The organism is Campylobacter sp. US42a (assembly GCF_004379055.1).
In the GTDB taxonomy this organism is placed as follows: Bacteria; Campylobacterota; Campylobacteria; order Campylobacterales; family Campylobacteraceae; genus Campylobacter_D; species Campylobacter_D jejuni.
This window is the reverse complement of the sequence record NZ_RYYK01000008.1, coordinates 20,682-45,512: the sequence shown is the minus strand read 5'-3', so window position 1 is coordinate 45,512 and position 24,831 is coordinate 20,682. Positions and strand designations below refer to the sequence as shown.

Genomic DNA, 24,831 nt, shown 5'->3' with positions numbered 1-24,831 from the left:
ATGAAATTTATGTTATTATTTTCTTAAAAATTTAAATACATATCAAGGTTTTTAATGCAAAAAATTATAGTTTTTATTTTATGTTGTTTTATGACTTTTTTTCTTTATGCATGTTCTTCTAAATTTGAAAATGTAAATCCTTTGGGGCGTTCATTTGGAGAATTTGAAGATACTGATCCTTTAAAACTAGGACTTGAACCTACTTTTCCTACCAATCAAGAAATTCCAAGTTTAATTAGCGGTGCTGATTTAGTACCTATTACTCCTATTACCCCACCTTTAACTAGAACAAGCAATAGTGCCAACAATAATGCAGTAAATGGGATCAATCCTCGCTTTAAAGATGAAGCTTTTAATGATGTTTTAATTTTTGAAAATCGCCCTGCGGTTTCTGATTTTTTAACCATTTTAGGCCCTAGCGGAGCAGCTTTAACGGTTTGGGCTTTAGCACAAGGAAATTGGATTTGGGGTTATACTTTAATCGATAGTAAAGGATTTGGCGATGCTAGAGTTTGGCAACTTTTGCTTTATCCTAATGATTTTGCAATGATTAAAAATGCCAAAACCAATACTTGTCTTAATGCTTATGGTAATGGAATTGTCCATTATCCTTGCGATGCAAGCAATCACGCACAAATGTGGAAACTTATCCCTATGAGCAATACAGCGGTTCAAATTAAAAATTTAGGAAATGGAAAATGCATACAAGCACCTATTACAAATCTTTATGGTGATTTTCACAAGGTTTTTAAAATTTTTACCGTAGAGTGTGCAAAAAAAGATAATTTTGATCAACAATGGTTCTTAACTACTCCACCTTTTACCGCAAAACCTTTATATCGCCAAGGAGAGGTACGATGAAAAAAATTATATGTTTATTTTTATCTTTTAACCTTGCTTTTGCAAATTTAGAAAATTTTAATGTTGGCACTTGGAATTTGCAAGGCTCATCCGCAGCCACAGAAAGCAAATGGAGTGTTAGCGTAAGACAACTTGTAAGTGGAGCAAACCCCTTAGATATCTTAATGATACAAGAAGCAGGAACTTTACCAAGAACAGCCACTCCAACAGGACGCCATGTGCAACAAGGTGGAACACCTATTGATGAATATGAGTGGAATTTGGGAACTCTTTCAAGGCCTGATAGGGTTTTTATTTATTATTCTCGCGTTGATGTAGGGGCTAATCGTGTAAATTTAGCTATAGTTTCAAGAATGCAAGCTGAAGAAGTGATTGTTTTACCTCCACCTACTACAGTTTCAAGACCCATTATAGGAATTCGCAATGGAAATGATGCTTTTTTCAATATCCATGCTTTAGCTAATGGAGGAACAGATGTAGGGGCAATTATCACAGCCGTAGATGCACATTTTGCAAATATGCCTCAAGTTAACTGGATGATAGCAGGGGATTTTAACCGTGATCCTTCTACTATAACAAGTACAGTGGATAGAGAATTAGCAAATAGAATTAGAGTGGTTTTTCCAACTAGCGCAACTCAAGCAAGCGGAGGGACTCTTGATTATGCAATTACAGGAAATTCAAATAGACAACAAACCTATACTCCACCGCTTTTAGCTGCGATTTTAATGCTTGCAAGTTTAAGATCTCATATAGTTTCAGATCATTTTCCAGTAAATTTTAGAAAATTTTAGGACATTTAATATGAAAAAAATTATTACTTTGTTTTTTATGTTTATAACTTTAGCCTTTGCAACTCCTACTGGAGATTTGAAAGATTTTACCGAAATGGTTTCTATAAGAAGCTTAGAAACGGGAATTTTTTTAAGCGCTTTTAGAGATACCTCAAAAGATCCTATTGATCAAAATTGGAATATTAAAGAAATTGTTTTAAGCGACGAGTTAAAACAAAAAGATAAATTAGCTGATGAACTTCCTTTTGGTTATGTGCAATTTACAAATCCAAAGGAAAGCGATCTTTGTTTGGCTATCTTAGAAGATGGAACCTTTGGAGCAAAATCTTGTCAAGATGATCTAAAAGATGGTAAATTAGAAACTGTATTTTCTATAATGCCAACAACAACTTCAGCTGTGCAAATTCGTTCTTTAGTTTTGGAATCTGATGAATGTATAGTAACTTTTTTTAATCCAAATATTCCTATACAAAAACGCTTTGGAATAGCCCCTTGCACCCTAGATCCTAATTTTTTTGCTGAAGTAAATGAACTAATGATTATAACCCCACCTTTAACAGCTGCTACCCCTTTAGAATAAGATTTTTATCTTGTTCTATTTTTATATTTATTTAATATTTATGATATTACTAAAATACACAAAATAATTAATAACAATACAATGTAATTTACTTTACTCTATAATTTTTTTATTTTAATTTAATTTTTTGTTACAATAAATTTATACATAATAATTATCAAGGAGGAAAAATTGGAGCAAATTTTAACATGGCAACAAATTTATGACCCTTTTTCAAACATTTGGCTAAGTGCTTTAGTAGCATTTTTACCTATACTATGTTTTTTAGTTTGTTTGGTTGTTTTAAAACTTAAAGGCTACCAAGCAGGTTTTTTAACTGTTATACTTGCTACTTTGGTAGCTTTATTTGCCTATAAAATGCCTTGGAATTTAGTGGGTGCAAGTTTTATTCAAGGCTTTACAAATGGTATGTGGCCTATAGCTTGGATTATCATCGCGGCAATCTTTCTTTACAAACTTTCTATCAAGTCAGGTTCTTTTGAAATCATTAAAAAAAGCGTGATGAGTATTACTCCAGATCATAGAATTCAAGTGATTTTAATAGGTTTTTGTTTTGGTTCATTTTTAGAGGGTGCTATAGGTTTTGGCGGTCCTGTGGCTATAACTGCTGCACTTTTAGTAGGACTTGGTTTACGTCCTTTGCAAGCTGCAGGGCTTTGTCTTATCGCAAATACTGCTCCTGTCGCTTTTGGTGCGGTGGGAATTCCTATTATTGCTATGGCAAATCTTGTCGGCATAGAACAGCATTCAGTTTCTGCCATGGTAGGTAGAATGCTAGTTCCTTTAAGCCTTACTATACCTTTTTTCATAGTTTTTTTAATGGATGGATTTAAAGGCGTTAAAGAAACTTTTCCAGCTATTTTAGTTGCGGCGCTAAGTTTTACAACTACTCAATTTTTAAGCTCAAATCACTTAGGAGCAGAATTGCCTGATATTATTTCAGCTGTAGTTTCTTTAGCGGTTACAACTATATTTTTAAAATTTTGGAAACCAAAAAATATTTTTAGATTTGACAATGAAAGCAATTTCACTCAAGATAACACACTAAACTTTAATCAAATTCTAAAAGCTTGGTCGCCTTTTATTTTACTCATTGTTTGCATTATCATTTGGACACAACCTTGGTTTAAAGCTCTCTTTGATAAGGACGGAATTTTAAGCTATACAAGTATTACTTTACAATTTAGCAATATCACAGCTGGAATTTTAAGTCCTTCTATCACAGGCATAGGAGAAGCTAAACCTTTATCTTTGGCCTTAGGTGTAGATTTGATCAATGGAAAAACCGTAGCTCAAGCAGGAACGGCGATTTTACTTGCAGCTTTTTTGACTATAGCTATTTTAAAAATCAAAGCCGAAGATGCAGCAGAATGCTTTTGGGCTACTTTAAAAGAAATGGCCATACCTTGTATCACCATAGGTTTGGTTGTGGCTTTTGCTTTTATTTCTAAAAATAGCGGTATGAGCACTACCTTAGGGCTTGCTTTTGCACACACAGGTAATGCTTTTTCTTTCTTTTCACCAATCATTGGTTGGATAGGGGTATTTTTAACAGGCTCTGATACAAGTGCTAATTTACTTTTTGGAACCTTGCAACAAGTAAGCGCTCAAAAACTAGGTATTAGTGAATCTTTATTTTTAGCGGCTAATTCAGTAGGTGGAGTCGTTGGAAAGATGATCAGTCCGCAAAGCATTGCTATAGCTTGCGCGGCGGTTGGACTTGTAGGAAAAGAATCTGATCTTTTCAAATTCACATTAAAATATTCTGTAGCTTTTATTGTTTTAATAGGAATTTGGACTTGCATTATAGCTTTTTTCTTACAAGGAATCATCCCTGAAGTTATAGTAAAATAATTAAAAATTTAAGTTTTATTTCAACAAATATTCGTTTTTAGAATATTTGTTGGAAATTTTACTTTGCTTTTATTTTTACAGGATTAGAATATTTATCCTAAATTATCCCAAAAGGAGAGATGATGAAAAAGGTGTATTTTTACGCCACATGCTTAGGAACTGCTGCTATGCAACAAAGCGTTTTAAATGCAATAAAACTTTTAAGGCGTGAAGGTATTGAAGTGATTTTTAAGAAAAATCAAACCTGTTGTGCTCAACCTTCTTTTAACTCAGGTTATTTCGATGAAAGTCGTGAGATTGCTTTATATAATGTAGATTTATTTGATAAAGATTATCCCATCGTTGTGCCAAGTGGTTCTTGTGCGGGTATGATGAGTCATGACTATAAAGAACTTTTTAAAAACAGACCCGAATTTTCCAAAATAAAAGATTTTAGCTCTAGGGTTATAGAACTTTCACAATACCTTGATGAAGTTTTAAAAGTAGATTATGAAGATAAAGGTGCACCTATAAAAGTAACTTGGCATTCTAATTGCCATGCTTTAAGAGTGCAAAAAAGCATACAAGCAAGCAAGAATCTTATCAAAAAACTAAAAAATGTAGAATTAGTAGAACTTCAATACGAAGAAGAATGTTGTGGTTTTGGCGGAACTTTTTCAGTAAAAGAGCCTGAAATTTCAAATGCTATGGTAAGAAGTAAAATTAAAGATATACAAAATAGCGGTGCAAAATATCTTATCAGTGGCGATGGAGGTTGTCTTTTAAATATAGATGGTACAATGAAAAGAATGGGTTTAGATATAAAAGGCATACATTTATATGACTTTTTACTTAAACGCTTAGAAGGAGAAAGACTATGAGTCAAAAAATTCCTCACGAACAAATCGTTCAAATTAAACTCAATGACAAACAAATGCAAGAAAATTTAATGACTGCCATGCATACTTTACAAAAAAATAGACTCAATGTTATTGATGCTAGATTTAAAGACTGGCAGGGTTTAAGAGCTAAAGCTAAACAAGCTAAAAACAATGCCTTAATGAGTTTAGAAGAAAGGCTTTTAGAATTTGAAAAAAATGCTACAAAAAATGGCATTAAAGTGCATTGGGCAAGTAGTGATGAAGATGCCTGTGAAATCGTCTATGAAATCATGAAAGAAAAAAATATTACCAAGCTTTTAAAAGGTAAATCTATGGCAAGCGAAGAAATAGGCCTAAATCACTACCTAGAAAAAAAAGGTTTAAAAGCTATAGAAACCGATCTTGGAGAGCTTATTTTACAGCTTAATGAAGAGCCTCCTTTACATATAGTTGTACCTGCTATACATAGAAACCGCCATGAAATCGGAGAAATTTTCAAAGAAAAATTAGGAGCAAATTTAGAAAACGATGAACCTGAAAGTTTAAATGCGGTAGCTAGAGAACATTTAAGAAAAGATTTTGAAGGCTTAAAACTTGGACTTAGTGGGGTCAATTTTGCCATGTCAAGAGAAGGAGCTTTTTGGCTTATAGAAAATGAAGGAAACGGTAGAATGTGCACTACAGCACCTGATATTCATATCGCACTTTGTGGCATAGAAAAAGTCATGGAAAGCTTTGAAGATGCGGCTACTATGGTTTCTTTACTCACTCCTTCAGCCACAGGACAATTTATACCAACTTATAACAATATCATTACAGGCCCTAGAAAAAATGGGGATTTAGATGGCCCTAAAGAAGTACATGTGATTTTATTTGATCACAATCGTTCTAAAATGCTAGCTCATGAGGATTATTACGAAGCTTTGCGTTGTATTCGATGCGGGGCTTGTATGAATTTTTGCCCTGTTTATGATCAAATCGGCGGACATGCCTATCAAACCACTTATCCAGGACCTATAGGAGAAGTAATCAGTCCTAATATTTTTGGCATAAATCATACAGGAGATATTTTGAATTTCTGTTCACTTTGTGGGCGTTGTTCTGAAGTTTGTCCAGTGCAAATTCCTTTGGCTGATCTTATTCGCAAATTAAGATGCGATAAAATAGGACAAGGTAAAAATCCACCTTTAGGAGCAAACAAAGTTCATCACAATGCCCTAGAAGCCTTTGCTTTTAAACAATTTAAAAATATCGCAACCAATGGCGATAAATGGCGTTTTTCACTTTCAAAAGCACATTATTTCAACTGGGCAGTGCAAAATTTCGCAAGCGTTTTGCCTGTGATTAAAAAATGGTACGCTTTTAAAGAATTACCTCAAATTAAAATGGATCTTTATAAAGAAGTGCAAAAACTAGAAGGAGTAAGCTATGAGTAAAATCGATGAAATTTCAAGCAAAAGTAAAGCAAGTATTTTAGAACATCTTAAAAAAGCTTACAAAGAAACAGACTTTACGCGTATTGAAAGTATAGATCCTGTAGAACATATCCAAACCACCCAAGATATGCTTGCAGAAATGAAGCAAAAAATGAGCGATAACAAATACATCGTTGAAAATGCGACTAAAGATACCTTAGAAGAAAAAATCAATGAAATTGTCGCAAGATATGGCTTTAAAAGTATGATTTATGGGGCGGATTTAAATTTAGATTTAGAACAAATCAAGGCAGAAAAGAAGATTTGCTTTGATAAAGAAATCGAAAATCTAAGATCTGAAGTTTTTCATAGTGATTTTTCCATCATTCACGCAAGAGCAGGAGTAAGCTCTCATGGAGTTGCACTTATACCTTCAAGTAAAACCCAACCTAGAATGCTAAGCCTTGCACCTAAACTTTGCATAGTATTACTTAAAAAAGAAAATGTTGTTAAAAGTCTTAGCGAAGCTTTAAATTTAGTAAAAAAAGAAAATGAAATTTTACCTACTAATATCTTATTTATAGCAGGGCCTTCAAGAACAGCAGATATAGAACTTATCACTGTTTTTGGTGTTCATGGGCCACAAATTGCACATATTATTATTTACTGATTCTATACTAGAATCAGTAAGTCTTAATTTTTAATATTAATTATATATATTTTTTATACTATACAAATATAAATAAAATAAATAATTTCTAATTAATAATATTTTAATAAAATATAATGTAATATTTCACTCAAATATATTAAATTAATTTTAAATACAAAAATTAAAGAAGGTGCTTTTGGATAAATTAATTCCAACTTGGAATGAAAAATACAGTATTCATGACACAATGATTGACATTCAACACCAAAAACTTTTTGAACTTGCAGGCAAGGTTGAAAGTGCTGTTTATAAATTTGTAAAACGAGAAGAACTCAAAGAAATTTTAACAGAACTTTTTAACTACATGAAAGAACATTTTAACAATGAAGAACAATACATGCAAGAAATTCATTATCCTTATTTAAATGAACACAAAATCATGCATAAAAATATCATTCATGATATGTCTTATCTTATACAAAACATAAAAACCACTAATGATTTAAAAGAAAAACTTTATACTATAATGTCAGAGTGGCTTTTAGAACATATATTACATCATGATGTTATGATAGGAAATTGGCTTTCGGATCAAATTTTAAGCAAACAAGAAGAAGAGCTTGAAAAAATCAATGAAGAAATATTATACGAAAACACTCCAACAACCCCTACCGCCAAACAGGTAAAACATAAAGAATATGAATTTATCTATTCTTGCCCTTGTAGAACAAATCACATACTTTCATATACAGAACACCTTGACATTCTCTGTCATAAAAAACAATTAAGATGTAAAAAATGTCAAAAAAATTTATTCTACGTTAAAAGTGAGTTAAAGGATTAAAAATGTTTCCAAAATGGGATGATAGCTATAGCGTTCATAATGCAAAAATAGATGAACAGCACAAAAAACTTTTTGAACTTGCAGGTAAAGTAGAGTTTATGTTTGATAAACCTGTTTACAAGGATGATGTAAAAGCTTTATTGGCTGAATTTTTTAACTACATGAAAGATCATTTTAATGATGAAGAAAAATACATGAAACTTATAGGATATCCTGACTTAGAAGAACATAAAAGAATTCATAAAGAAATCATTCAATCCATGATAGATCTTATTAAAAATATAAAGTCCACTAATGATTTAAAAGAGAAGCTTTACACAGTTTCTAAAAAATGGCTTTTAGAACATATACTCTATGAAGATATGAAAGTTGAACAATACAGAAGATCTTCTTTAGCTTCTGAAGATGATGGGGAAGTAAGCTTTGAAGAAGTTAAAGAAGAAAAAGATGATGAAAATGCAGTTTATCTTTATACATGTGAGTGTGTGGGACAAATGCATGATGTACCTTTTGGAATTCATCAAAAAATTCAACTTAAGGGCGTAAAATTCAAATGTAAAAAATGCAAAGAAGCCATACAGTTTTATAAAAAATATTCAGAAAATTTCTAATTAACTATTTATGCGTTAAAATAATAAATAAAGTATAAGTTAGACAAAGAAGGAAATTTAATGGATAAAAAAATAAAATATTTTATTTTGGATAAATTTGACTATTCCTATCCTATACTAACCAAAGATACAAAATGCTCATTTTGTGAAAATTTTTTCCCGATAGAATATAGCTCAAACTTAAAAACAATAGAAAAAGAATGTCCATTTTGCAATAATAAAATGGACATTAAACTTAAAGACTAAGCCTTAGTTTTACTTACAATATTAATAATATTTGAAGCTACTTCATCAGCAAGTTCTAAATGAGAAGTAAAACCTACACAAGAACAATTAATCTCACCTAAAACATATTTATCATTGCCCTTTTCATCAGTATCTAAAATAAAATCAGCCGTCCAAATCAATGGTAAGTCGTAATTGCCTAATTTTTCCCTTACCTTAGGAAGCTCGCCTAAAAACATATCCACCAAAGTTTTCCAATCTTCTGGCTTATCATAGCGATATTTTGCCCCACTAAAAAGTGTAGCAGAAAAAGCATCAGCATCTTCAGCTGGTTTTTTATGCACTACATTTACAGGGGTGTTATAAAGCATTAAAAGTCTGATTTCACCTTCTTTAATGCGCGGTAAAAAAGTCATATCCACAAGCATACCATTATCACCTATGATATATTGCTCACAAAAATCCATAAATTCCCCAAGCTCTCTATGTTCTACATGATTATCCTTAGCTTCTGTGCATTTGATTTTTGTATTTAAAGGCAAACTATCTCCACTAACATTACCCTCTACACTCACACGCCAAATTCCCTCTCCTGTAGAGCCACGATTTTGTTTTAAAACCCTTTCACCTTTAGCCAAACTTTTTGGAAAATTTTCTTTAAAAGTCTTAATATCATAGTAAGCATAAGTATCGCTTGGAACAAGATCAGTATCTGCTAATTTTGTAAGTGCATCTTTAGCGCCATAACCTATCATAGCATCAGGATGAGGCATGCCTACAAGCTTATCGGCACAAAGTTTTCTTAACATATCAAAATACTCATTTTCTTCTTTAAGATTGCCAGGATTGATGCGAGAAACATAACCATCAAAATTTTCTTTTACATATTTGTAAATTTCATCTTTTTTACCCACTTCAAAAAAAATCACCTCAGCATTCCAACCCTTAGCTTTTAAGGCATTTACCATAGGCATAGTATCTTTTCTATAACCATCTTCACCTTTATCACTCCCACCTTTAACTTCGAAAAAAACAATATTTTTTTTCATTATTTTACTCCTTATCTAAGATATAAATAATTATTGCATAAAAATATTACAAAAATTAAATAAAAATATTTATATATTTTATCTAGCGTTTATAAAACTGCTATTAGTCTTATAAGCGATTTCGATTAAGCTTTTACTTATCAAGCTTGATGTTTGTCCTTCTAGGCGATTAAGAAATTTATCAATCTTATCTTCTTCTTTCCAAACAGGATTTGAAACATTAGCAAGTTTTTCAAGCTCCTTTTTAGCATTTTCATAATTACTAAGCTCATCTATAAGACCAAGCTCCTTAGCTTTGGCAGCTAAAAATACTCTTGCATTTGCCCATTGATCTTTTTTATTAAGATCTAATGCTCTTTCCTTGGCAACAAAACCTGTAAAAAGATCATAACTTTGATCTATTAAACCCTGTAAAAAATTTCTTTCATTCTCATTCCAAGCTCTTGCAAAAGTTCCAGCACTTTTAAATTCACCTGCTTGAATAGTTTGTTCTTTAATACCGAGTTTATTAGCCAATCCGCTTAAATCAGCTCCTTGCATAATCACACCGATAGAGCCTATAAAACTTGCCGGATTGGCTAAAATTTTATTTGCTCCAACTCCTGCTAAATAACTTCCACTTGCCATAGTTCCGCTTGCATAGACAAGCACAGGCTTTTTAATTTTTAAATCCTTTATAGCTAGAGCTAGTTCCATACTAGGAGCAAAAGCTCCACCAGGAGAGTCTATAACAAAAAGCACTCCTTTGATATTGCTATCATTTTTAGCATTGATAATTTTTTCCAAAACCGCAGAGCTATCAAAAATTTCACCCTTTAAATCAATGCGTTCTAAATTTGCAAGATTGGAGCTTGAATTTGCACTAGGCATTAAAATCCATATAACAATCAACAATAAAACAAAGGTTTTAAAATAAGTATTGATAAATTTTATACCGCATCCTAAAGCCTTAAAAAATGATTTTAAAATTTGCATTCTTTTCCTTTTATAAATAATTTATCTACTTCCTTAGCATTTAAAATAAACTGCAAAGGAGCTTGCTTTTTATCACATTCTCCTAGCTCAAATACGCTAAAATCAGCAATTTTACCTTTTTTAAGCTCTCCTAAATTTAAATTTAAAGCCCTTGCAGGATAAAGCGTTGCCATTTGCAAAAGTTTAGAGGCTAACTCTAATAAATCAAAATTCTTATGTATAAGCAAATTTGCACGCATTTCATCTAGCAAGGACAATGAAATATTTGAGCTAAGTCCATCGGTTCCTAAATGGATATTTAATCCACTTTTTAAAGCCGTTTTTAAATCTAAGCTTTTTTGACTTAAAAGACGATTTGAAAATGCACAATGTGTAATAGAATGTAAATTTTTATCCAACCATTCATATTCTTTTAGATAAACACAATGCGTAAAAAGAGTCCTTACTCCTTTAAAGAGTTTAGCAAAATCCTTTGGTGTATAAAGAGGCTTAGGATGAAGTGTGAAATTTTCAAGCCATTTTTTAAAACCCCCTTTAGACTCTCTAAGCCAGATATTTTCAGCCTTACTTTCTAAAAAATGCGTACTAACTAGTAAATTTTGCTTTTTAGCTAAATCAAGAGCAAAATAAGCCAAACTAGGATGAGTTGAATAAGGAGAATGAATCGAAATTGCTGGGATAAAAAAATCATTTTTAAATTTCAAAGAATTTTCAAATCTTTTTAAAAATTCTTGTTTTTTATCTTCAACTTGATTTTCATTTGTACCCAAAATTTCATTAAAAAATACTATACGCATACCCTTTTGACTAGCCTTTAAACAAGGATCTAAATCACTCCCAAAACTTGAAATTTCACCTATAGTGCCTATACCGCTTTTTTGCATTTTTTTAATGCTTTGAAGTATTAATTCTTCTTTGGCCTGTGCATTTAACATGGAACGAGAATTTATAACACTTTTAAGCCAAATTAAAAATTCTCCAAAATGTAAAGTTGTTGAATTTGCACTAAATTCTAAGTGTGTGTGAGGATTTATAAAAGCAGGTAAAATAACCGAATTTTTAGGTGTTTTGATGATTTTAGCCTTGGGATATTTTTTTCTTAAATTATCCAATTCACCCAATTCTAAAATTTTATCTTCAAAAACAAAGGCTTGATTTTCTAGTATTGTAAAATCTTCATCGCATAAAAAAAGATATCTTGCAGCAGCTATAAACACGATTTTCCTTTCAAAAATTACATTGTAGCAAAAATTTATTTTTAAAATGTTATAATAAAAGGTTAAAAAATAAATTTTTAAGGTTAAATCCATGAAAATAATGATTATCCAAGGCCCAAATGTTAATATGCTTGGCGTAAGAGAAGTGGGAATTTATGGTGCTATGAAAATGGAAGAAATTCATGAGCAAATGAAACTTGCAGCATCGCAAAACAATGTAGAACTTGACTTTTTCCAAAGTAATTTTGAAGGTGAAATCGTAGATAAAATTCAAGAATGCCTTGGAACAGTTGATGGAATTATTATCAACGCAGCAGGCTATACTCATACTTCAGTAGCTATTCGCGATGCTATTGCAGCAGTAGCTTTACCTACAATTGAAGTACATATTAGCAATGTTTATCGCAGAGAAGAATTTCGTCAAAAAAGTCTTATAGCGCCTGTATGTTCTGGAACTATTGTTGGTTTTGGTCCTTTTGGCTATCACTTGGCTTTAATGGGTATAATTCAAATTTGTGAACAAATAAAAAATTTGCGCGCGATGCAACAAGCACAACAAACGAATAAATAATAATGCTAAAAATTCAAGGAGTAAAACACTTTGAAAAAAGTCGTTTTTTTCCTTTTTTTAGTCAAAATATACGATCTTTTAAATATTTAGCTCTTATAGGCTTAGGAAGCAATATAGAGCCCGAAAAAAAAAGATTTGATATGCTTTTTCGAGTAATGATGGATGATAAAAGATTTAAAATTTTATCCACATCTCCTATGTTGATAAATGAAGCCTTTGGTTTTAAAGAGCAAAAAGATTTTACCAATGCTGTTATGTTGATACAAACTAATTTGCATGCACGAGCACTTTTGAAAGTTTTACTTTATTATGAAGTAAAATTTAAACGCAAGAGAACTTTCAAAAACGCTCCTAGAACGCTTGATTTAGATCTTTTATACTTTTCACAAAAAGTCAAGCGTGATAAGTGGTGTGAGGTGCCTCATAAAGGGGCTAAAGAAAGAGTGAGTGTAATTTTGCCTTTAGGCATGATATAAGGAATATAAATGGGACAACTTATACATACTTTTACTGTTGAAGATACAGAACAAATTATACCCAAAGTAAAAGAAGATTACGGAGATAAAGCTTTAATTATAACAAATAAACAAATTCGTCCTAAAACCTTAAATCGCAGTGCGCTTTATGAGGTTATGGTAGCCATAGAAGAAAGCGACTATGAAGAACACTTAAAAAAACAAGGAAAATCTTTACCTGCAAAAAAAAGCTCGCCAAAACCATCTTCTACCTCTCTTGCAGAAGAAAAAATTAGATCTCAAATCCCCCAAGAAGATGAAGATGTAGTCTTGGATTTCTCAAACACTCGCTTAAATACAAATTTAAACACTGTAAAAAACAATGACTTAACTAAAAAAACCTATCAAGATTTTCCACAAAACAAAATCAACCCTCATCAAAATAAGACTCTAGGCTTTGATGATTTTAAAGAAAAACTAAGTGAAGTTAGCAATGAAATTTCTAAAGTCACAAACACACCTTTAGAAAATTACACCCCTAATCCAAATTATAATAAAAAAATAGAAAATTTTGAAAAGCAATTTGAAAAACAAATCAACAAGCTTAACGATAAAATAGATCTTCTTGCAGATATGATGTGGGACGATAAAGCTGAAGCTAGAAAAAATCTTATGATACCCCCTGAATTTGCAAGTATTTATAAACAAGCCAAAGAAAGTGGAATGCTTGAAAATCATCTAGAAGCGATTATGAAAGCAACTATAGAAAATATGCCAGCTGCTATGAAAACCAACAAAGATGCGGTTCAAAGATATTTTCACTCACTTTTAAGAAATATCTTGCCTTGTCGTGTTGAAAGCGATATAAAAAAACAAAAAATCATGATGCTAGTAGGCCCAACAGGAGTCGGAAAAACAACAACATTAGCTAAGTTAGCTTTTCGCTATGCTTATGGAGATAAGCGTTATAAAACAGGTATTATTACGCTTGATACTTATAGAATCGGTGCGGTGGAGCAACTTTTTCAGTATGCAAAAATGATGAAACTTCCTATTATTGATAGCATAGAACCAAAGGATTTAGATGAAGCGATAAAAAGCTTAAATAATTGCGAAGTAATTTTAGTTGATACTATAGGAAATTCACAATACGATCAAAGCAAACTTGCTAAAACTAAAGAATTTTTAATGCACTCAAATGCAGAAATTGATGTAAATTTAGTGGTTTCTGCAAACACCAAACATGAAGATTTAATGGAAATTTATAAAAATTTTTCATTCTTAAATATTGATACTTTAATTATTACTAAATTTGATGAAACAAAGGTTTTTGGAAATATCTTCTCTCTTATTTATGAAACAAATATTCCTCTAAGCTTTTTCTCTACAGGACAAGAAGTGCCAGATGATTTAGAAGTAGCCAATAGTGATTTTCTAGTTCATTGTATTTTAGAAGGGTTTAACAAAGGAAAAAATAATGAATAACCAAGCAAATAAACTTCGCAATCTCATGAGTCAAAATGGAACCAAAAAATCCCAAAACACTCATTTTATAGCTATTACAAGTGGAAAAGGTGGCGTTGGAAAAAGTACGATTAGCGCAAATCTAGCCAATGTTTTATCAAATAATGACTATAAAGTTGGGCTTTTTGATGCTGATATTGGCTTGGCAAATTTGGATGTCATTTTAAATGTACGCATACAAAAAAATCTCTTGCATGTTTTACGCGGAGAATGTTCCTTAGAAGACATTTTAATAGAAGTTAAGCCAAATTTATGGCTCATCCCAGGTGAAAGTGGAGATGAGATTTTAAAATATAATGATAAAAATATTTACGAGAGATTTTTAAATCAAGCAAGTATTTTAGATGAGCTTGATTTTCTTATTATCGACACAGGTGCGGGTATTGGTGGAAATATTTTAAATTTTTTAGAAATGGCTGATGAAGTTATAGTAGTAACTGTTCCTGATCCTGCAGCAATTACCGATGCGTATGCAACCATAAAAACAACTTCTAAGACAAAAGAAAATTTACTAATGCTCTTTAATGTTGTAAAAAATGAAAATGAAGCTTTAAAAGTTTTTGAAAATATTAAAAAAGTTGCAGATGCAAACATTAAAAATCCTTTAAATTTAGAATTCTTAGGTCATTTAAGCGCTTCTAAAGATGTAAGTGGTAGTATTAAAAAAAGAACTTTATTTAGCGATGAAAACACAGCCTCAAGTGATGAGCTTAAAGCCCTAGCTTCCAAGCTTTTATATAGATTGGAACGGAAAGTGCTTGATAATGTTTCAAATCGTAGTTTTTCAAGTTTTTTTAGAAAAATTATTGAAAGATTTTAGCAATAAAGAGAAGAGATTATGAGGCCAGAAAATTACGTAGCATTTTTCACTGTTTGTGGATTTTTTATAGGACTTGCATTTAGCATTATTAGTATAGATGAAGCCTTTGATATACTGATTTTTACTTGTTTTATTACTTTTATGTTTTATGTTTTTGTTCATATTGCTATTATGAATTTTATAGATGTAAAGAAAATTAGTGGCAGAATCTTTAATAAACACGATTATGAAAAAACTAGCAATAATATTATCAACGATTTAGTTATTCGTGAAAAGAAAATGGATATAATTTTAGAAAAGCTCAATGAAGAAAGAGAAGAGCTAAAGAAAAATGAATCCAAAGAAAGACGAAGAAATGCTAAAAGAGCCGCCTAAAGCTTATGCACAAATGCTAAAGAAAGAGCAAGATGAGCTTGTGCTTTCTTACATGCCAGCTCTACGTGCTATGGCTTTTAGACTAAAAGAACGCTTGCCTTCAAGCATAGATGTTAATGATCTTATTAGCATAGGCGTTGAAGAAATGATAAAACTTTCACGCCGTTACGATAAAGAACAAAATGATAACTTCTGGGGTTTTGCAAGAAAAAGAGTTAATGGTTCTATGCTTGATTATCTTAGAAGTCTTGATGTAATGAGTCGCAATAATCGCAAAATTATTAAAGATATTGATGCAATCATGGATGAATATTTCCTTGAGAATGAATGCGAACCTGATGATGAGTATCTAGCCAAAAAACTTGATTTAGATGTAGAAAAAATCAAAGAGGTAAGAACAGCTCATGCTATTAGCTATACCCTGCCCATCGATGAGCAAATCGAACTTTATAACGAAGACAATACTTTAGAAAAAATTGAAAAAGAAGAACTTTTAGAAAAAATTCACGAAGTGCTAGATGATCTTAAAGAGCGCGATCAGTTAATTATTCAGCTTTATTATTATGAAGAATTAAGCCTAAAAGAAATCAGTGAAATTTTACAAATCAGTGAAAGCAGAATTTCACAAATTCACAAAAAACTTCTTAAAAAACTTAGAGAAAGGCTAGTGTAATGGCTGAGATACTTTCCCAAGAAGAAATTGATGCTCTACTTGAAGTTGTCGATGATAACACCGACACACCCATAGCCTCAAATTCAAAAGATGAAAAAGATGAAAGAAATATCGTTGTATACGATTTTAAGCGTCCAAACAGAGTTTCAAAAGAACAACTTAGGACGATTAAAGGCATACATGATAAATTGGCAAGAAATTTAGCCTCTCAAATTTCATCAATGATGAGAAGTATTGTTGAAACTAAACTTCATTCAGTCGATCAGATGACTTATGGAGAGTTTTTAATGTCTTTGCCAAGCCCAACAAGTTTTAACGTTTTTTCTATCAAACCTTTAGATGGAAACTGTGTTTTAGAAATCAATCCAAGCATAGCTTTTCCTATGATAGACAGGCTTTTAGGTGGTCAAGGCGATAGCTATGAAGCTTCGCGTGAGCTTACGGATATTGAGCTTAATTTGCTTGATTCTATTTTGCGTATCATTATGCAAAGACTTAAAGAAAGCTGGGCTACCGTAACTGAAATTTATCCTAGTATAGAAGCTAAAGAATCAAGTCCAAATGTTGTGCAAATCGTATCTCAAAATGAGATTGTGATCATGGTGGTAATGGAAATCATCATAGGAAATTCAAGCGGTATGGTAAATATCTGCTATCCTGTAGTGCATTTAGAAAGTATATTAAGCCGTTTGGCAAACCGCGACATTATGATGGGTGAAACCTCAGCCAAAAAATCACGCAACAAAGAACTTAAAACTTTAATCGGTCGTGCTGAAGTGGTATATGAGGCAATTTTAGGAAAAACCTTAATTAATGTTCATGAATTTCTAGAACTTAAACAAGGCGATATCTTAAGACTTGATAGAGAAGCAGATGATAAAGCTATAGTAAGCATCGATAAAAAAGATGTTTTCTTAGCGCAAATTGGATTGCATCGTTTTAGAAAATCTATTAAAATTTTAGAACTCATACGCACAGATAAAGATGAAATCAAAGAAATTTTGGAAAAATACGAAGAAGAACGTAAAGCTAAAGCTAGTGTTTATGATGAGCCTGAAGAGGAGGATGAAGAAATATGATCAATGATTTTTTAAAAATGTTTACAAATGAATGCATCAGCACCATTGAAGGTTTAACAGGAAAAAGTGCTGAATTTAGCGAATATAAAGAATTTGATGTCAATGCAAGTGATACTTTAAAAGCACCTTTAGTGTATGCTATATTTGATATAGCAAATGGTGGAAAAATAGGAATTTTAGCCGGTGCTGTTTTAATGAGTGCTATTGGTGAATGGATGATGGGCGAAGAAGAGATCACCAAAAACGATAAACTAGGTCCTGATGAAATGGATGCAGCTAAAGAAGCCATCCAAAATATCGTTTCAGCATTTTCTACAACTTTAGGAGCTCAAAAAGACATTCCAAAAATGGATTTTAGTATAGAATCTTGTGAATTTGTGCCTGAAAGCGTAGATTTTAAAGATTTTAAAAAATTATTTTTATATGATGTAAAAATAGGCGATTTAGAAGAACAAGTTTCTTTAGCCATGGATCAAACACTTCACAACATCCTAAGCGGGAAACCTGCTGAAACAGGAAATACAAGCACTGATTCTAATCACAACGCTGAAGAAAAAGCGATAATGCTTAGCGAAGAACTTAAAAATATCAATCTTATCATGGATGTTCGTTTGCCTGTGCGTGTGCGTATAGGCAATAAAAAAATGCTTTTAAAAGATGTTTTAACTATGGATATAGGTTCAGTTGTGGAGCTTAATCAACTTGCAAACGATCCGCTTGAAATTTTAATCGGAGATAAAAGAATTGCTTATGGCGAAGTAGTAATTGTCGATGGTAATTTTGGTGTTCAAATCACAGAAATCGGATCTAAAAAAGAAAGATTAGAGCAATTAAGATAAAATTACTCTATAAATTTAAAAAAATTAGCTATAATCATTTTTTATAGTTTTGCCAAAAAAGGTATTTGATGGATACAAAAATCATAAAAGATGTTGAAAAATTTGAAAATATACCCGAGCTAGAAAAGGCTGTTACTTTTTTTGGTTCAGCAAGACTTAAAGAAGATAATTTTTATTATCAGCAGGCTAAAATTTTGGCACAAAAATGTGCTCAAAATGGTTTTTGTGTGATAAGTGGTGGTGGTGGAGGCATTATGCGTGCAGCCAACGAAGGTGCTTTTTCACAAAAAAATAATACAAATTCAATGAGTTCTGTAGGATTTAATATATTTTTACCTCACGAGCAAAAACTTAATGATTTTGTAGAATATAATATTACTTTTGAGAGCTTAGCCATACGCAAAATGGCTCTTATTGAAAAGAGTCTAGCTTTTGTGATCTTCCCAGGCGGCTTTGGAACACTTGATGAATTGTGTGAAATTCTTACATTAAAACAATTAGAATTTAAAAAAGATGTTCCTATTATTTTGTTTGGGAGTGAATTTTGGCGAGGTTTTGATGAGTTCGTCAGAAATTCTTTACTCAAACTTGAAGTGATTTCTAAAGGAGATGAGTTAAAGTATAAGATCACTGACGACTTGGATTTTATAATTAATACTTTAAAGGAAATTTAATGAAAATTCTAGTCGCTATGAGCGGTGGAGTTGATAGTACAGTCACTGCTTATAAACTTAAAAATTTAGGTCATGAAGTTATAGGTTGTTATATGAAGCTTCATGGCAAACCAAATTACCACGAAGAAAATATCAAAAAAGTAGAAAAAGTTGCAAATTTTTTACAAATTCCTTATCATATTTTAGACTTACAAGAAGATTTTAAAAACAAAGTTTATATGCCTTTTGTGGATACTTATAAAGAGGGTAAAACACCAAATCCTTGCGCTTTATGCAACCGTTTTATCAAACTTGGAAAACTTTTGGAATTTGCTAAAAGTTTAGGTTGTGAAAAACTTGCCACAGGGCATTATGCAAGACTTGAAAACAACTTAATAAAAACCGCGGTAGATGAAAGCAAGGATCAAAGCTATTTTTTGGCTAGTGCAGATAAAGAAGCTTTAAAATATCTTATTTTTCCGCTAGGCGAAATGAAAAAAGAAGATGTGAAAAAATTTGCTTCCACTATAGAGGTTTTAAAATCTTTTGCCACTCAAAAGGAAAGTTCTGAAATTTGCTTTGTTGAAGATACTTATGTGCAAGTTTTAGATCAGTTTATGGATACAAAAATTCCTGGAGAAGTATTAGATAGTAGCGGAAAAGTGGTAGGCAAACATGAGGGCTATATGCACTATACTATAGGCAAAAGAAGAGGTTTTGAAGTGCGTGGGGCACATGAGCCACATTTTGTTTTAAAAATCAATCCTAAGCAAAATCAAATCATCGTAGGAACCAAAGAAGAACTTAAAATCAGTGAATTTAAGCTAAAAAATATCAATCTTTTTATAGACGCTAAAGAGCTTGATTGCGAAGTAAAAATCCGCTATCGTTCAAAATCTACACCTTGTAAGGTAGAAATTTATGAAGACAAAAGCGCAAAAATCACTCTAAAAGATCCTGTTTATGGACTTGCTAGCGGACAAATGGCAGTCTTTTATGATATTGATAAAGTCATAGCAAGCGGTTTTATAGAATAATTTCTAGGAATTAATTCCTAGAAATTATTAATAAAATCCTAAAATTTTCCACCAAATAAGTCCAACAGCTATCATCACTACTATATCAACTATGGAAATCACAAAACCTATACTCCACCATTTTTTAAGAGTTACATAGCCTGTTCCAAAAATAACAGGAGCCGTTCCTGTTGCATAGTGAGTTAGTGCCATCATAACATTACCTGAAGCTATCATAATAAAAGCATAAAGAAGTGGTGGTGCTCCTAAGGCAAGCCCTGCACTATAAAAAACAAAAAACATTGCTGATATATGAGCTGTAGTGGAAGCAAAGAAATAGTGCGTATATAAAAAAGCAAGGCTTAAAAATATCATAATAGAAACTTCTCCAAGTCCCATAGCAGAAGCTAAAATTCCTAATTCTTCGGCTAAAAACTGGGTAACACCAAGTTTTCCAAGTAAAGTTGCCATCATTACAAGAGCTGAAAACCATACCAAAGTATTCCAAGCGGCTTTTTCAGCTAAAACTTCTCCAAAGGTCAAAACTCCACTAATTAACACCAAAGACAACCCAAGCAAAGCCACACTAGTTGCATCAAGAGAAATTCCAAAAAGCAAACCAAAAGTCCCAGCCCACAAAAGTAAAAGCAAGACAAAAACACTAAGCATGATTTTTTCATTATTTTTCATTTTTCCAAGCTCTTTTAATTTGTCTTTAGCAAAAGTGGAAGCATTAGGCGTGGATTTAATTTCTGGTGGAGAAAGAAAATAAAGCACCAAAGGCATCAAAAGCATAGCAGCTATACCAGGTAAAAACATTCCTAAAGCCCATTGTCCCCAAGTTAAATGCACTTCTAAATTTGTAGCTTGTGCTATAAGATCAACCACCAAAGGATTTGGAGCTGTAGCTGTGATAAACATAGCTGATGAAATAGGATTGGCTTGATAATTTACCAAAGAAAGATAAGTGCCTATTTTATTTTGCGTTCCATCTTCAGGAGTGGATTTAAAACTTCTTGCAATAGCTTGAACTATAGGATTTATGATAGCCCCTGCTCTTGCAGTATTTGAAGGAGTAACTGGAGCTAAAATGGTTTCACAAAAAGCTATAGAATAAGCAATACCTAAGGTTTTTTTACCAAAAATACTGATAAAATGATAAGCCAAACGCTCTCCAAGTCCTGTTTTAATAACTCCACGAGCCACAATAATAGAAATCACTATAAGCCAAATAAGAGAATTTGAAAAACCACTTAAAGCATCTTTTATACCCGTTTTAGATTTTAAATTTGATATAGCAGTATTTACCTTTTCATCTATACTCTTTTGAGATAAAAAATCAAGTGCTAAAGTATTTAAAGCTGAAATTTTAGTCTCATCAATAAGTTGTTGCGTAGAAGTTTTTGAAGTAGCTTTGGTGTAAATTTTACTTAGATTTTCAATTTGATAATTTACATCTGTGCTTGATTTTAAAATTTCATCAACTTTTACTTTTAAATTTTTACTTATATTAGCATTGATTAAAGCCTGCAAAGTAGCAGCTTCAACTGCCTCATCCATAGCTGTTTTATAGATATTAGAATTATCTCTTAAAACAATTCCTTCAAGAGTTTTTATATGTATAGCACGTACGGAGCTTTGAGTAGTAGTAATACCACTAAGAGCTACTATAGCAATAGCTATCAAACAAACAGCACCCAAAGGCATTACTTGTAAAATTACTGCCATAATTACAGCAATAAAAAGTCCAAGAAAATGCCAAGAATTATCTTCCAAACCTACAGGTGTAGGTATAAGCCAAAACACAGCTGCAATTAAAATACACAGCACCAACAAGGGAATTTTCTTTCTATCCATTGTTTATCCTTTGATATTGGTAATGTAATTTACAATGCCTAAATTCTAGTTAACCAATATTTTAATAAATCTTAAAATTATAATTTTTAAATAAATTTTTAATTTATTGTTACAAATATACATAATTTTTACTTTATAAAGAAGCTAGCCTGATTGAAAAATAAATAGGGAATTTTAAAATGAAGAAAACCCTTCCCCAGATAACTGCGGCACACACTAAAATCAAGTGCTCTGCTGTGTTCCCACCCTGAAGCGGTGCTTAAAAATAGCATTGCACAGGTCTAAGAAAAGGCTCTAAAATTATATCACAATATACTTAAAAAGCCTTGAGTTAAAAACTAAAACACACATGTATAAATAAGTAACAAATTAGTTATATTTTATATAAATTTTTAAAATTCATTTGTAAAATTATTATTTTATTTTCCAAAAAAGACGATTATAAAGGGTAATTATTATTACAGTAAAGGAAAAAAATATGGAAGTTAAATGGAGTAGAGATTTTAGCATTAAAAATATGCAATTGGACAAACAACACGAACTAATTTTTGAAATTACCAATCTTGCAAATGATTTAGCTCTCAAAATTCAAGAAAACAATACACAGTATAAAGATGATCTAAAACAAATTCTTGCAAAACTATTTCAATACATCAAAATTCATTTTAAAGATGAAGAAAAATTTATGGAAAGCATCGATTTTCCTTTGATTGAAGAACATAAAAAATCTCATCAAATATTAGTAGAAAAAACCAAAGAGCTTTTAGAACATTCAGATAATATTGTAAAAATGTCTCAAGAACTTTCCATATTAACCAAAGATTGGATTTTAGATCATTTTGCTAATGAAGATTTATGGATAGCTAATTTTACAAAAAAAGCCCTACACCTTCAAGAAATCCATTATACCTTAGAACAATACATAAAACTAAAATCAATCAAACAAGACCTAAGAGCCGAAAAAACTCATGATTATATTTGTAATTGTTCTTTGCGTATCCATGCAGTTCCACAGACTATACATCAAGAGCTTGTTAGCAAAGAAAATACTTTAAAATGTGAAAAATGCGGACAAATTTTAGTGCATTTGGATCATTTTGATCTGAATCAAAATTATGAAAAATTAAACCATATCCTTGAAAGCATAGGAGTGTAACAATGAGCTATGAAATAAAAACTTTAGAAACTTTCAATCCTTTTGAAAGTTTAAATCACGAACAAGCAAGCACAGAACAAATTCTTGATTTTAGGGTTATAGATTTTAAACTTCTGTGTTCTAGTGTAAAACCAGCGAAAACAAAAACTTATGAAAGAAAGGATTTTGACTTATTTTATGCAGATGATTTTTTTGTAAAAAACTATAATACCATAATACAAAAATTTCTTATAGAAATTTATCCAAAAACACAAATTTTTCCTTTTACAATCAAACTTAGATCCAACTCCAACCTAACCCATCTAAAAGCCAGTATCAACCTTACAGAAAATTTTAAATATTACCCTAATTTAAAATTTGATATTTTGCAAAATATCTACAAAATAATGATCAAGCAAAAATTTTTAATCTTAAGACTTGATAAAAATTTATTTGACAAGATTGATGATTTTATCTTATCAATACAAAAAAATCCATCTATTAAAGAAATAGAGCTTGAAATTGCCAAAGGTGTAGATAAGATTGAACATAAAAGTGATGAAATTATTTATCATAGAGATGTTAACGAAGAATGTTTTGACGAAAATATTAACTATGATGAAGGAAGTTACTGCAAACCTATTGAAAAAAATGAGCTACTTTTTGAATACATTTATAGAATTCTTGGAAAAGAAGGACGAAATTTAAGAGGAGAGATACTTCATTTAAATCCAATAGCCTTTCTTGATAATCCTTTTATCATAAAAGATGAAAGCATTTACACAGAAGAATTAGAAGATAGAATTAAATATTTTAGTGCCAATTATGGATTTTTAAACAAAGATCATGCAGGATATTGTATTGCAAATAATTTAAAATTATCACAAATAGGGCTTAAAACAACCGGTTCAATCAAAACAAATACCGATGAAAATATAAACTTAGAAATCACTAATTTTGATATAAGTGATGATGCTATTAAATCAGGTATTGTAAATGTTCAAGCTTCAAATATAAAAGTAAATGGGAGTATTGGAGCAACAAAACTTTATGGAAAAAATATCAGCATCAAAGGCTTAACTCATGCAAAAAGCGAAATTTTTGCACAAGATATTTTTATTACAACACACAAAGGAACTTTGCAAGCTGACACTGTATATATAAAAAATTTAGAAAATGGGACAATTATAGCTAAAAATGTATTTGTTGAAAACTGCATGGGTGGAAAAATAGAAGCAGAAAATATTTATATTTGCAATTTACTAACAGATAATACTTTATATCCAAGAAAAAATCTAATCATAACAAACAATATAAAATTTAAAAACAATATCGTAGTTTCGCCACTAGTTTCTATTGAAAACAACTCAGATACAGAATGCGAAAATCTTAAAAATCTAAGCCTTAAAATAAAAAGTAAGCTTGATGACACCATAAGCAAAATGCAAAATTATTATGATTATCTAATCAAAAATCAAATCAAAATCATCAAACTTCAAAAGACTAAAAATCCTAGTGCTATAGAAATGAAATTTTCAAATCTTTATCACGATATCATAAAAAAATACAATCATCTTAGCATTTCGTATAAAAAACTTATAAAATTAAAATATCAAATTGATGCGAAATTAAATTTCTTAAATGAAATGGTTTACAATGTAAAAATATACATAAAAGCCGAAAATATCGGAGAGGATAATTTTTTAAAATTTTATCCTAAAACAAACACCGACCTTGAACTAAAACATCATATAAATTTAAAAGACTATGAAAAGGTTTTATATCTTGAGAAAGGACAGCAAGTAAGTTATATTAAATCAAGCCATAATTATAGCGAAAGTGACATAGAAGAAATTAAAATTATTTTTGAAAAATTAGAAAAAGATAATTCCTAAAA

The 24,831-nt window shown here is 31.1% G+C and carries 26 protein-coding genes and 1 other RNA gene; 22 read left to right on the top strand and 5 right to left on the bottom strand.

Features of this window, described 5'->3' with window-relative positions; genetic code table 11:
* Positions 1-54: 54 nt before the first annotated feature.
* The 10 genes from cdtA to ELQ10_RS07695 all read left to right on the top strand — a co-directional run bounded on the left by cdtA (position 55) and on the right by ELQ10_RS07695 (position 8,717).
* Positions 55-861 (top strand): cytolethal distending toxin subunit Cj-CdtA, encoded by an 807-nt coding sequence (gene cdtA, locus ELQ10_RS07740; protein WP_002854626.1) that lies wholly within the window; start codon positions 55-57, stop codon positions 859-861.
* Positions 858-1,655 carry a cytolethal distending toxin nuclease subunit Cj-CdtB gene (gene cdtB / locus ELQ10_RS07735; RefSeq protein ID WP_002851847.1) on the top strand — a complete coding sequence of 266 codons (798 nt, stop codon included), beginning with the start codon at positions 858-860 and terminating at the stop codon, positions 1,653-1,655. Before cdtA ends, cdtB begins: the two co-directional genes overlap by 4 nt.
* 10 nt (positions 1,656-1,665) lie before the next feature.
* Positions 1,666-2,235, top strand: a complete 570-nt coding sequence (cdtC, locus tag ELQ10_RS07730) for a cytolethal distending toxin subunit Cj-CdtC (protein WP_002865971.1) — start codon at positions 1,666-1,668, stop codon at positions 2,233-2,235.
* A 171-nt stretch (positions 2,236-2,406) separates the two neighbouring features.
* Positions 2,407-4,089 (top strand): L-lactate permease, encoded by a 1,683-nt coding sequence (locus tag ELQ10_RS07725; RefSeq protein WP_134250425.1) that lies wholly within the window; start codon positions 2,407-2,409, stop codon positions 4,087-4,089.
* A gap of 119 nt (positions 4,090-4,208) precedes the next feature.
* Positions 4,209-4,949, top strand: a complete 741-nt coding sequence (locus tag ELQ10_RS07720; protein ID WP_079005293.1) for a (Fe-S)-binding protein — start codon at positions 4,209-4,211, stop codon at positions 4,947-4,949.
* Complete coding sequence (locus tag ELQ10_RS07715) at positions 4,946-6,385, top strand: LutB/LldF family L-lactate oxidation iron-sulfur protein (RefSeq protein WP_134250424.1); 1,440 nt, start codon at positions 4,946-4,948, stop codon at positions 6,383-6,385. Before ELQ10_RS07720 ends, ELQ10_RS07715 begins: the two co-directional genes overlap by 4 nt.
* Positions 6,378-7,034 (top strand): lactate utilization protein C, encoded by a 657-nt coding sequence (locus ELQ10_RS07710; protein WP_070307095.1) that lies wholly within the window; start codon positions 6,378-6,380, stop codon positions 7,032-7,034. The genes ELQ10_RS07715 and ELQ10_RS07710 overlap by 8 nt, the downstream gene beginning before the upstream one ends.
* Before the next feature lie 178 nt (positions 7,035-7,212).
* Positions 7,213-7,860: a hemerythrin family protein gene (locus ELQ10_RS07705; protein ID WP_134250423.1), complete on the top strand. Its 648-nt coding sequence runs from the start codon at positions 7,213-7,215 to the stop codon at positions 7,858-7,860.
* A gap of 2 nt (positions 7,861-7,862) precedes the next feature.
* Positions 7,863-8,471: a bacteriohemerythrin gene (locus ELQ10_RS07700; RefSeq protein ID WP_002854639.1), complete on the top strand. Its 609-nt coding sequence runs from the start codon at positions 7,863-7,865 to the stop codon at positions 8,469-8,471.
* Positions 8,472-8,531: 60 nt separating this feature from the next.
* Positions 8,532-8,717, top strand: a complete 186-nt coding sequence (locus ELQ10_RS07695; protein WP_002867099.1) for a hypothetical protein — start codon at positions 8,532-8,534, stop codon at positions 8,715-8,717.
* On the opposite strand, the gene ELQ10_RS07690 is transcribed toward ELQ10_RS07695, so the two are convergent.
* The 3 genes from ELQ10_RS07690 to ELQ10_RS07680 form a co-directional block, all read right to left on the bottom strand.
* Positions 8,714-9,745, bottom strand: a complete 1,032-nt coding sequence (locus ELQ10_RS07690) for a Cj0069 family protein (RefSeq protein WP_002851763.1) — start codon at positions 9,743-9,745, stop codon at positions 8,714-8,716. The genes ELQ10_RS07695 and ELQ10_RS07690 overlap by 4 nt on opposite strands.
* A 78-nt stretch (positions 9,746-9,823) precedes the next feature.
* The gene (sppA, locus tag ELQ10_RS07685) at positions 9,824-10,720 is read right to left on the bottom strand and encodes a signal peptide peptidase SppA (protein ID WP_002859758.1); all 897 of its coding nucleotides are present in this window, start codon (positions 10,718-10,720) and stop codon (positions 9,824-9,826) included.
* A complete protein-coding gene (locus tag ELQ10_RS07680) occupies positions 10,708-11,937 on the bottom strand; it encodes a metal-dependent hydrolase (RefSeq protein WP_134250422.1) in 1,230 nt (409 codons plus the stop codon). The genes sppA and ELQ10_RS07680 overlap by 13 nt, the downstream gene beginning before the upstream one ends.
* 91 nt (positions 11,938-12,028) lie before the next feature.
* On the opposite strand from ELQ10_RS07680, the gene aroQ reads away from it, so the two are divergent.
* The 10 genes from aroQ to mnmA all read left to right on the top strand — a co-directional run bounded on the left by aroQ (position 12,029) and on the right by mnmA (position 19,963).
* On the top strand, positions 12,029-12,508 hold the full coding sequence (gene aroQ, locus ELQ10_RS07675; RefSeq protein ID WP_002852001.1) for a type II 3-dehydroquinate dehydratase: 480 nt from the start codon (positions 12,029-12,031) through the stop codon (positions 12,506-12,508).
* A 2-nt stretch (positions 12,509-12,510) separates the two neighbouring features.
* On the top strand, positions 12,511-12,984 hold the full coding sequence (folK, locus tag ELQ10_RS07670) for a 2-amino-4-hydroxy-6-hydroxymethyldihydropteridine diphosphokinase (protein ID WP_002851803.1): 474 nt from the start codon (positions 12,511-12,513) through the stop codon (positions 12,982-12,984).
* A gap of 9 nt (positions 12,985-12,993) precedes the next feature.
* Positions 12,994-14,448, top strand: a complete 1,455-nt coding sequence (gene flhF, locus ELQ10_RS07665) for a flagellar biosynthesis protein FlhF (protein WP_002854264.1) — start codon at positions 12,994-12,996, stop codon at positions 14,446-14,448.
* Positions 14,441-15,307, top strand: coding sequence for a flagella biosynthesis ATPase FlhG (gene flhG, locus ELQ10_RS07660; RefSeq protein WP_134250421.1), 867 nt, complete (start codon positions 14,441-14,443; stop codon positions 15,305-15,307). Before flhF ends, flhG begins: the two co-directional genes overlap by 8 nt.
* Before the next feature lie 18 nt (positions 15,308-15,325).
* Entirely contained in the window at positions 15,326-15,682 is a 357-nt protein-coding gene (locus tag ELQ10_RS07655) for a hypothetical protein (RefSeq protein WP_002854547.1), read from the top strand.
* Positions 15,663-16,355 (top strand): RNA polymerase sigma factor FliA, encoded by a 693-nt coding sequence (locus tag ELQ10_RS07650; RefSeq protein ID WP_002883199.1) that lies wholly within the window; start codon positions 15,663-15,665, stop codon positions 16,353-16,355. The genes ELQ10_RS07655 and ELQ10_RS07650 overlap by 20 nt, the downstream gene beginning before the upstream one ends.
* Positions 16,355-17,434, top strand: a complete 1,080-nt coding sequence (gene fliM / locus ELQ10_RS07645) for a flagellar motor switch protein FliM (RefSeq protein WP_002851710.1) — start codon at positions 16,355-16,357, stop codon at positions 17,432-17,434. The genes ELQ10_RS07650 and fliM overlap by 1 nt, the downstream gene beginning before the upstream one ends.
* On the top strand, positions 17,431-18,273 hold the full coding sequence (gene fliY, locus ELQ10_RS07640) for a flagellar motor switch protein FliY (RefSeq protein ID WP_052799639.1): 843 nt from the start codon (positions 17,431-17,433) through the stop codon (positions 18,271-18,273). The genes fliM and fliY overlap by 4 nt, the downstream gene beginning before the upstream one ends.
* Before the next feature lie 68 nt (positions 18,274-18,341).
* The gene (locus ELQ10_RS07635; RefSeq protein WP_002933921.1) at positions 18,342-18,947 is read left to right on the top strand and encodes a TIGR00730 family Rossman fold protein; all 606 of its coding nucleotides are present in this window, start codon (positions 18,342-18,344) and stop codon (positions 18,945-18,947) included.
* Positions 18,947-19,963 carry a tRNA 2-thiouridine(34) synthase MnmA gene (gene mnmA, locus ELQ10_RS07630; protein ID WP_052785501.1) on the top strand — a complete coding sequence of 339 codons (1,017 nt, stop codon included), beginning with the start codon at positions 18,947-18,949 and terminating at the stop codon, positions 19,961-19,963. The genes ELQ10_RS07635 and mnmA overlap by 1 nt, the downstream gene beginning before the upstream one ends.
* A gap of 27 nt (positions 19,964-19,990) precedes the next feature.
* Here mnmA and ELQ10_RS07625 read toward each other — a convergent pair whose 3' ends face one another.
* Positions 19,991-21,799, bottom strand: a complete 1,809-nt coding sequence (locus tag ELQ10_RS07625; protein WP_134250420.1) for a DASS family sodium-coupled anion symporter — start codon at positions 21,797-21,799, stop codon at positions 19,991-19,993.
* A 190-nt stretch (positions 21,800-21,989) separates the two neighbouring features.
* An RNA gene (ffs, locus tag ELQ10_RS07620) (signal recognition particle sRNA small type) lies at positions 21,990-22,087 on the bottom strand.
* Positions 22,088-22,277: 190 nt separating this feature from the next.
* Between ffs and ELQ10_RS07615 the strand changes: the two genes are divergently transcribed.
* Together ELQ10_RS07615 and ELQ10_RS07610 are read left to right on the top strand one after the other, a co-directional pair.
* Positions 22,278-22,955 carry a bacteriohemerythrin gene (locus tag ELQ10_RS07615; protein WP_070261742.1) on the top strand — a complete coding sequence of 226 codons (678 nt, stop codon included), beginning with the start codon at positions 22,278-22,280 and terminating at the stop codon, positions 22,953-22,955.
* Positions 22,956-22,957: 2 nt separating this feature from the next.
* Positions 22,958-24,829, top strand: coding sequence for a flagellar assembly protein A (locus ELQ10_RS07610; protein ID WP_134250419.1), 1,872 nt, complete (start codon positions 22,958-22,960; stop codon positions 24,827-24,829).
* Positions 24,830-24,831 lie beyond the last annotated feature (2 nt).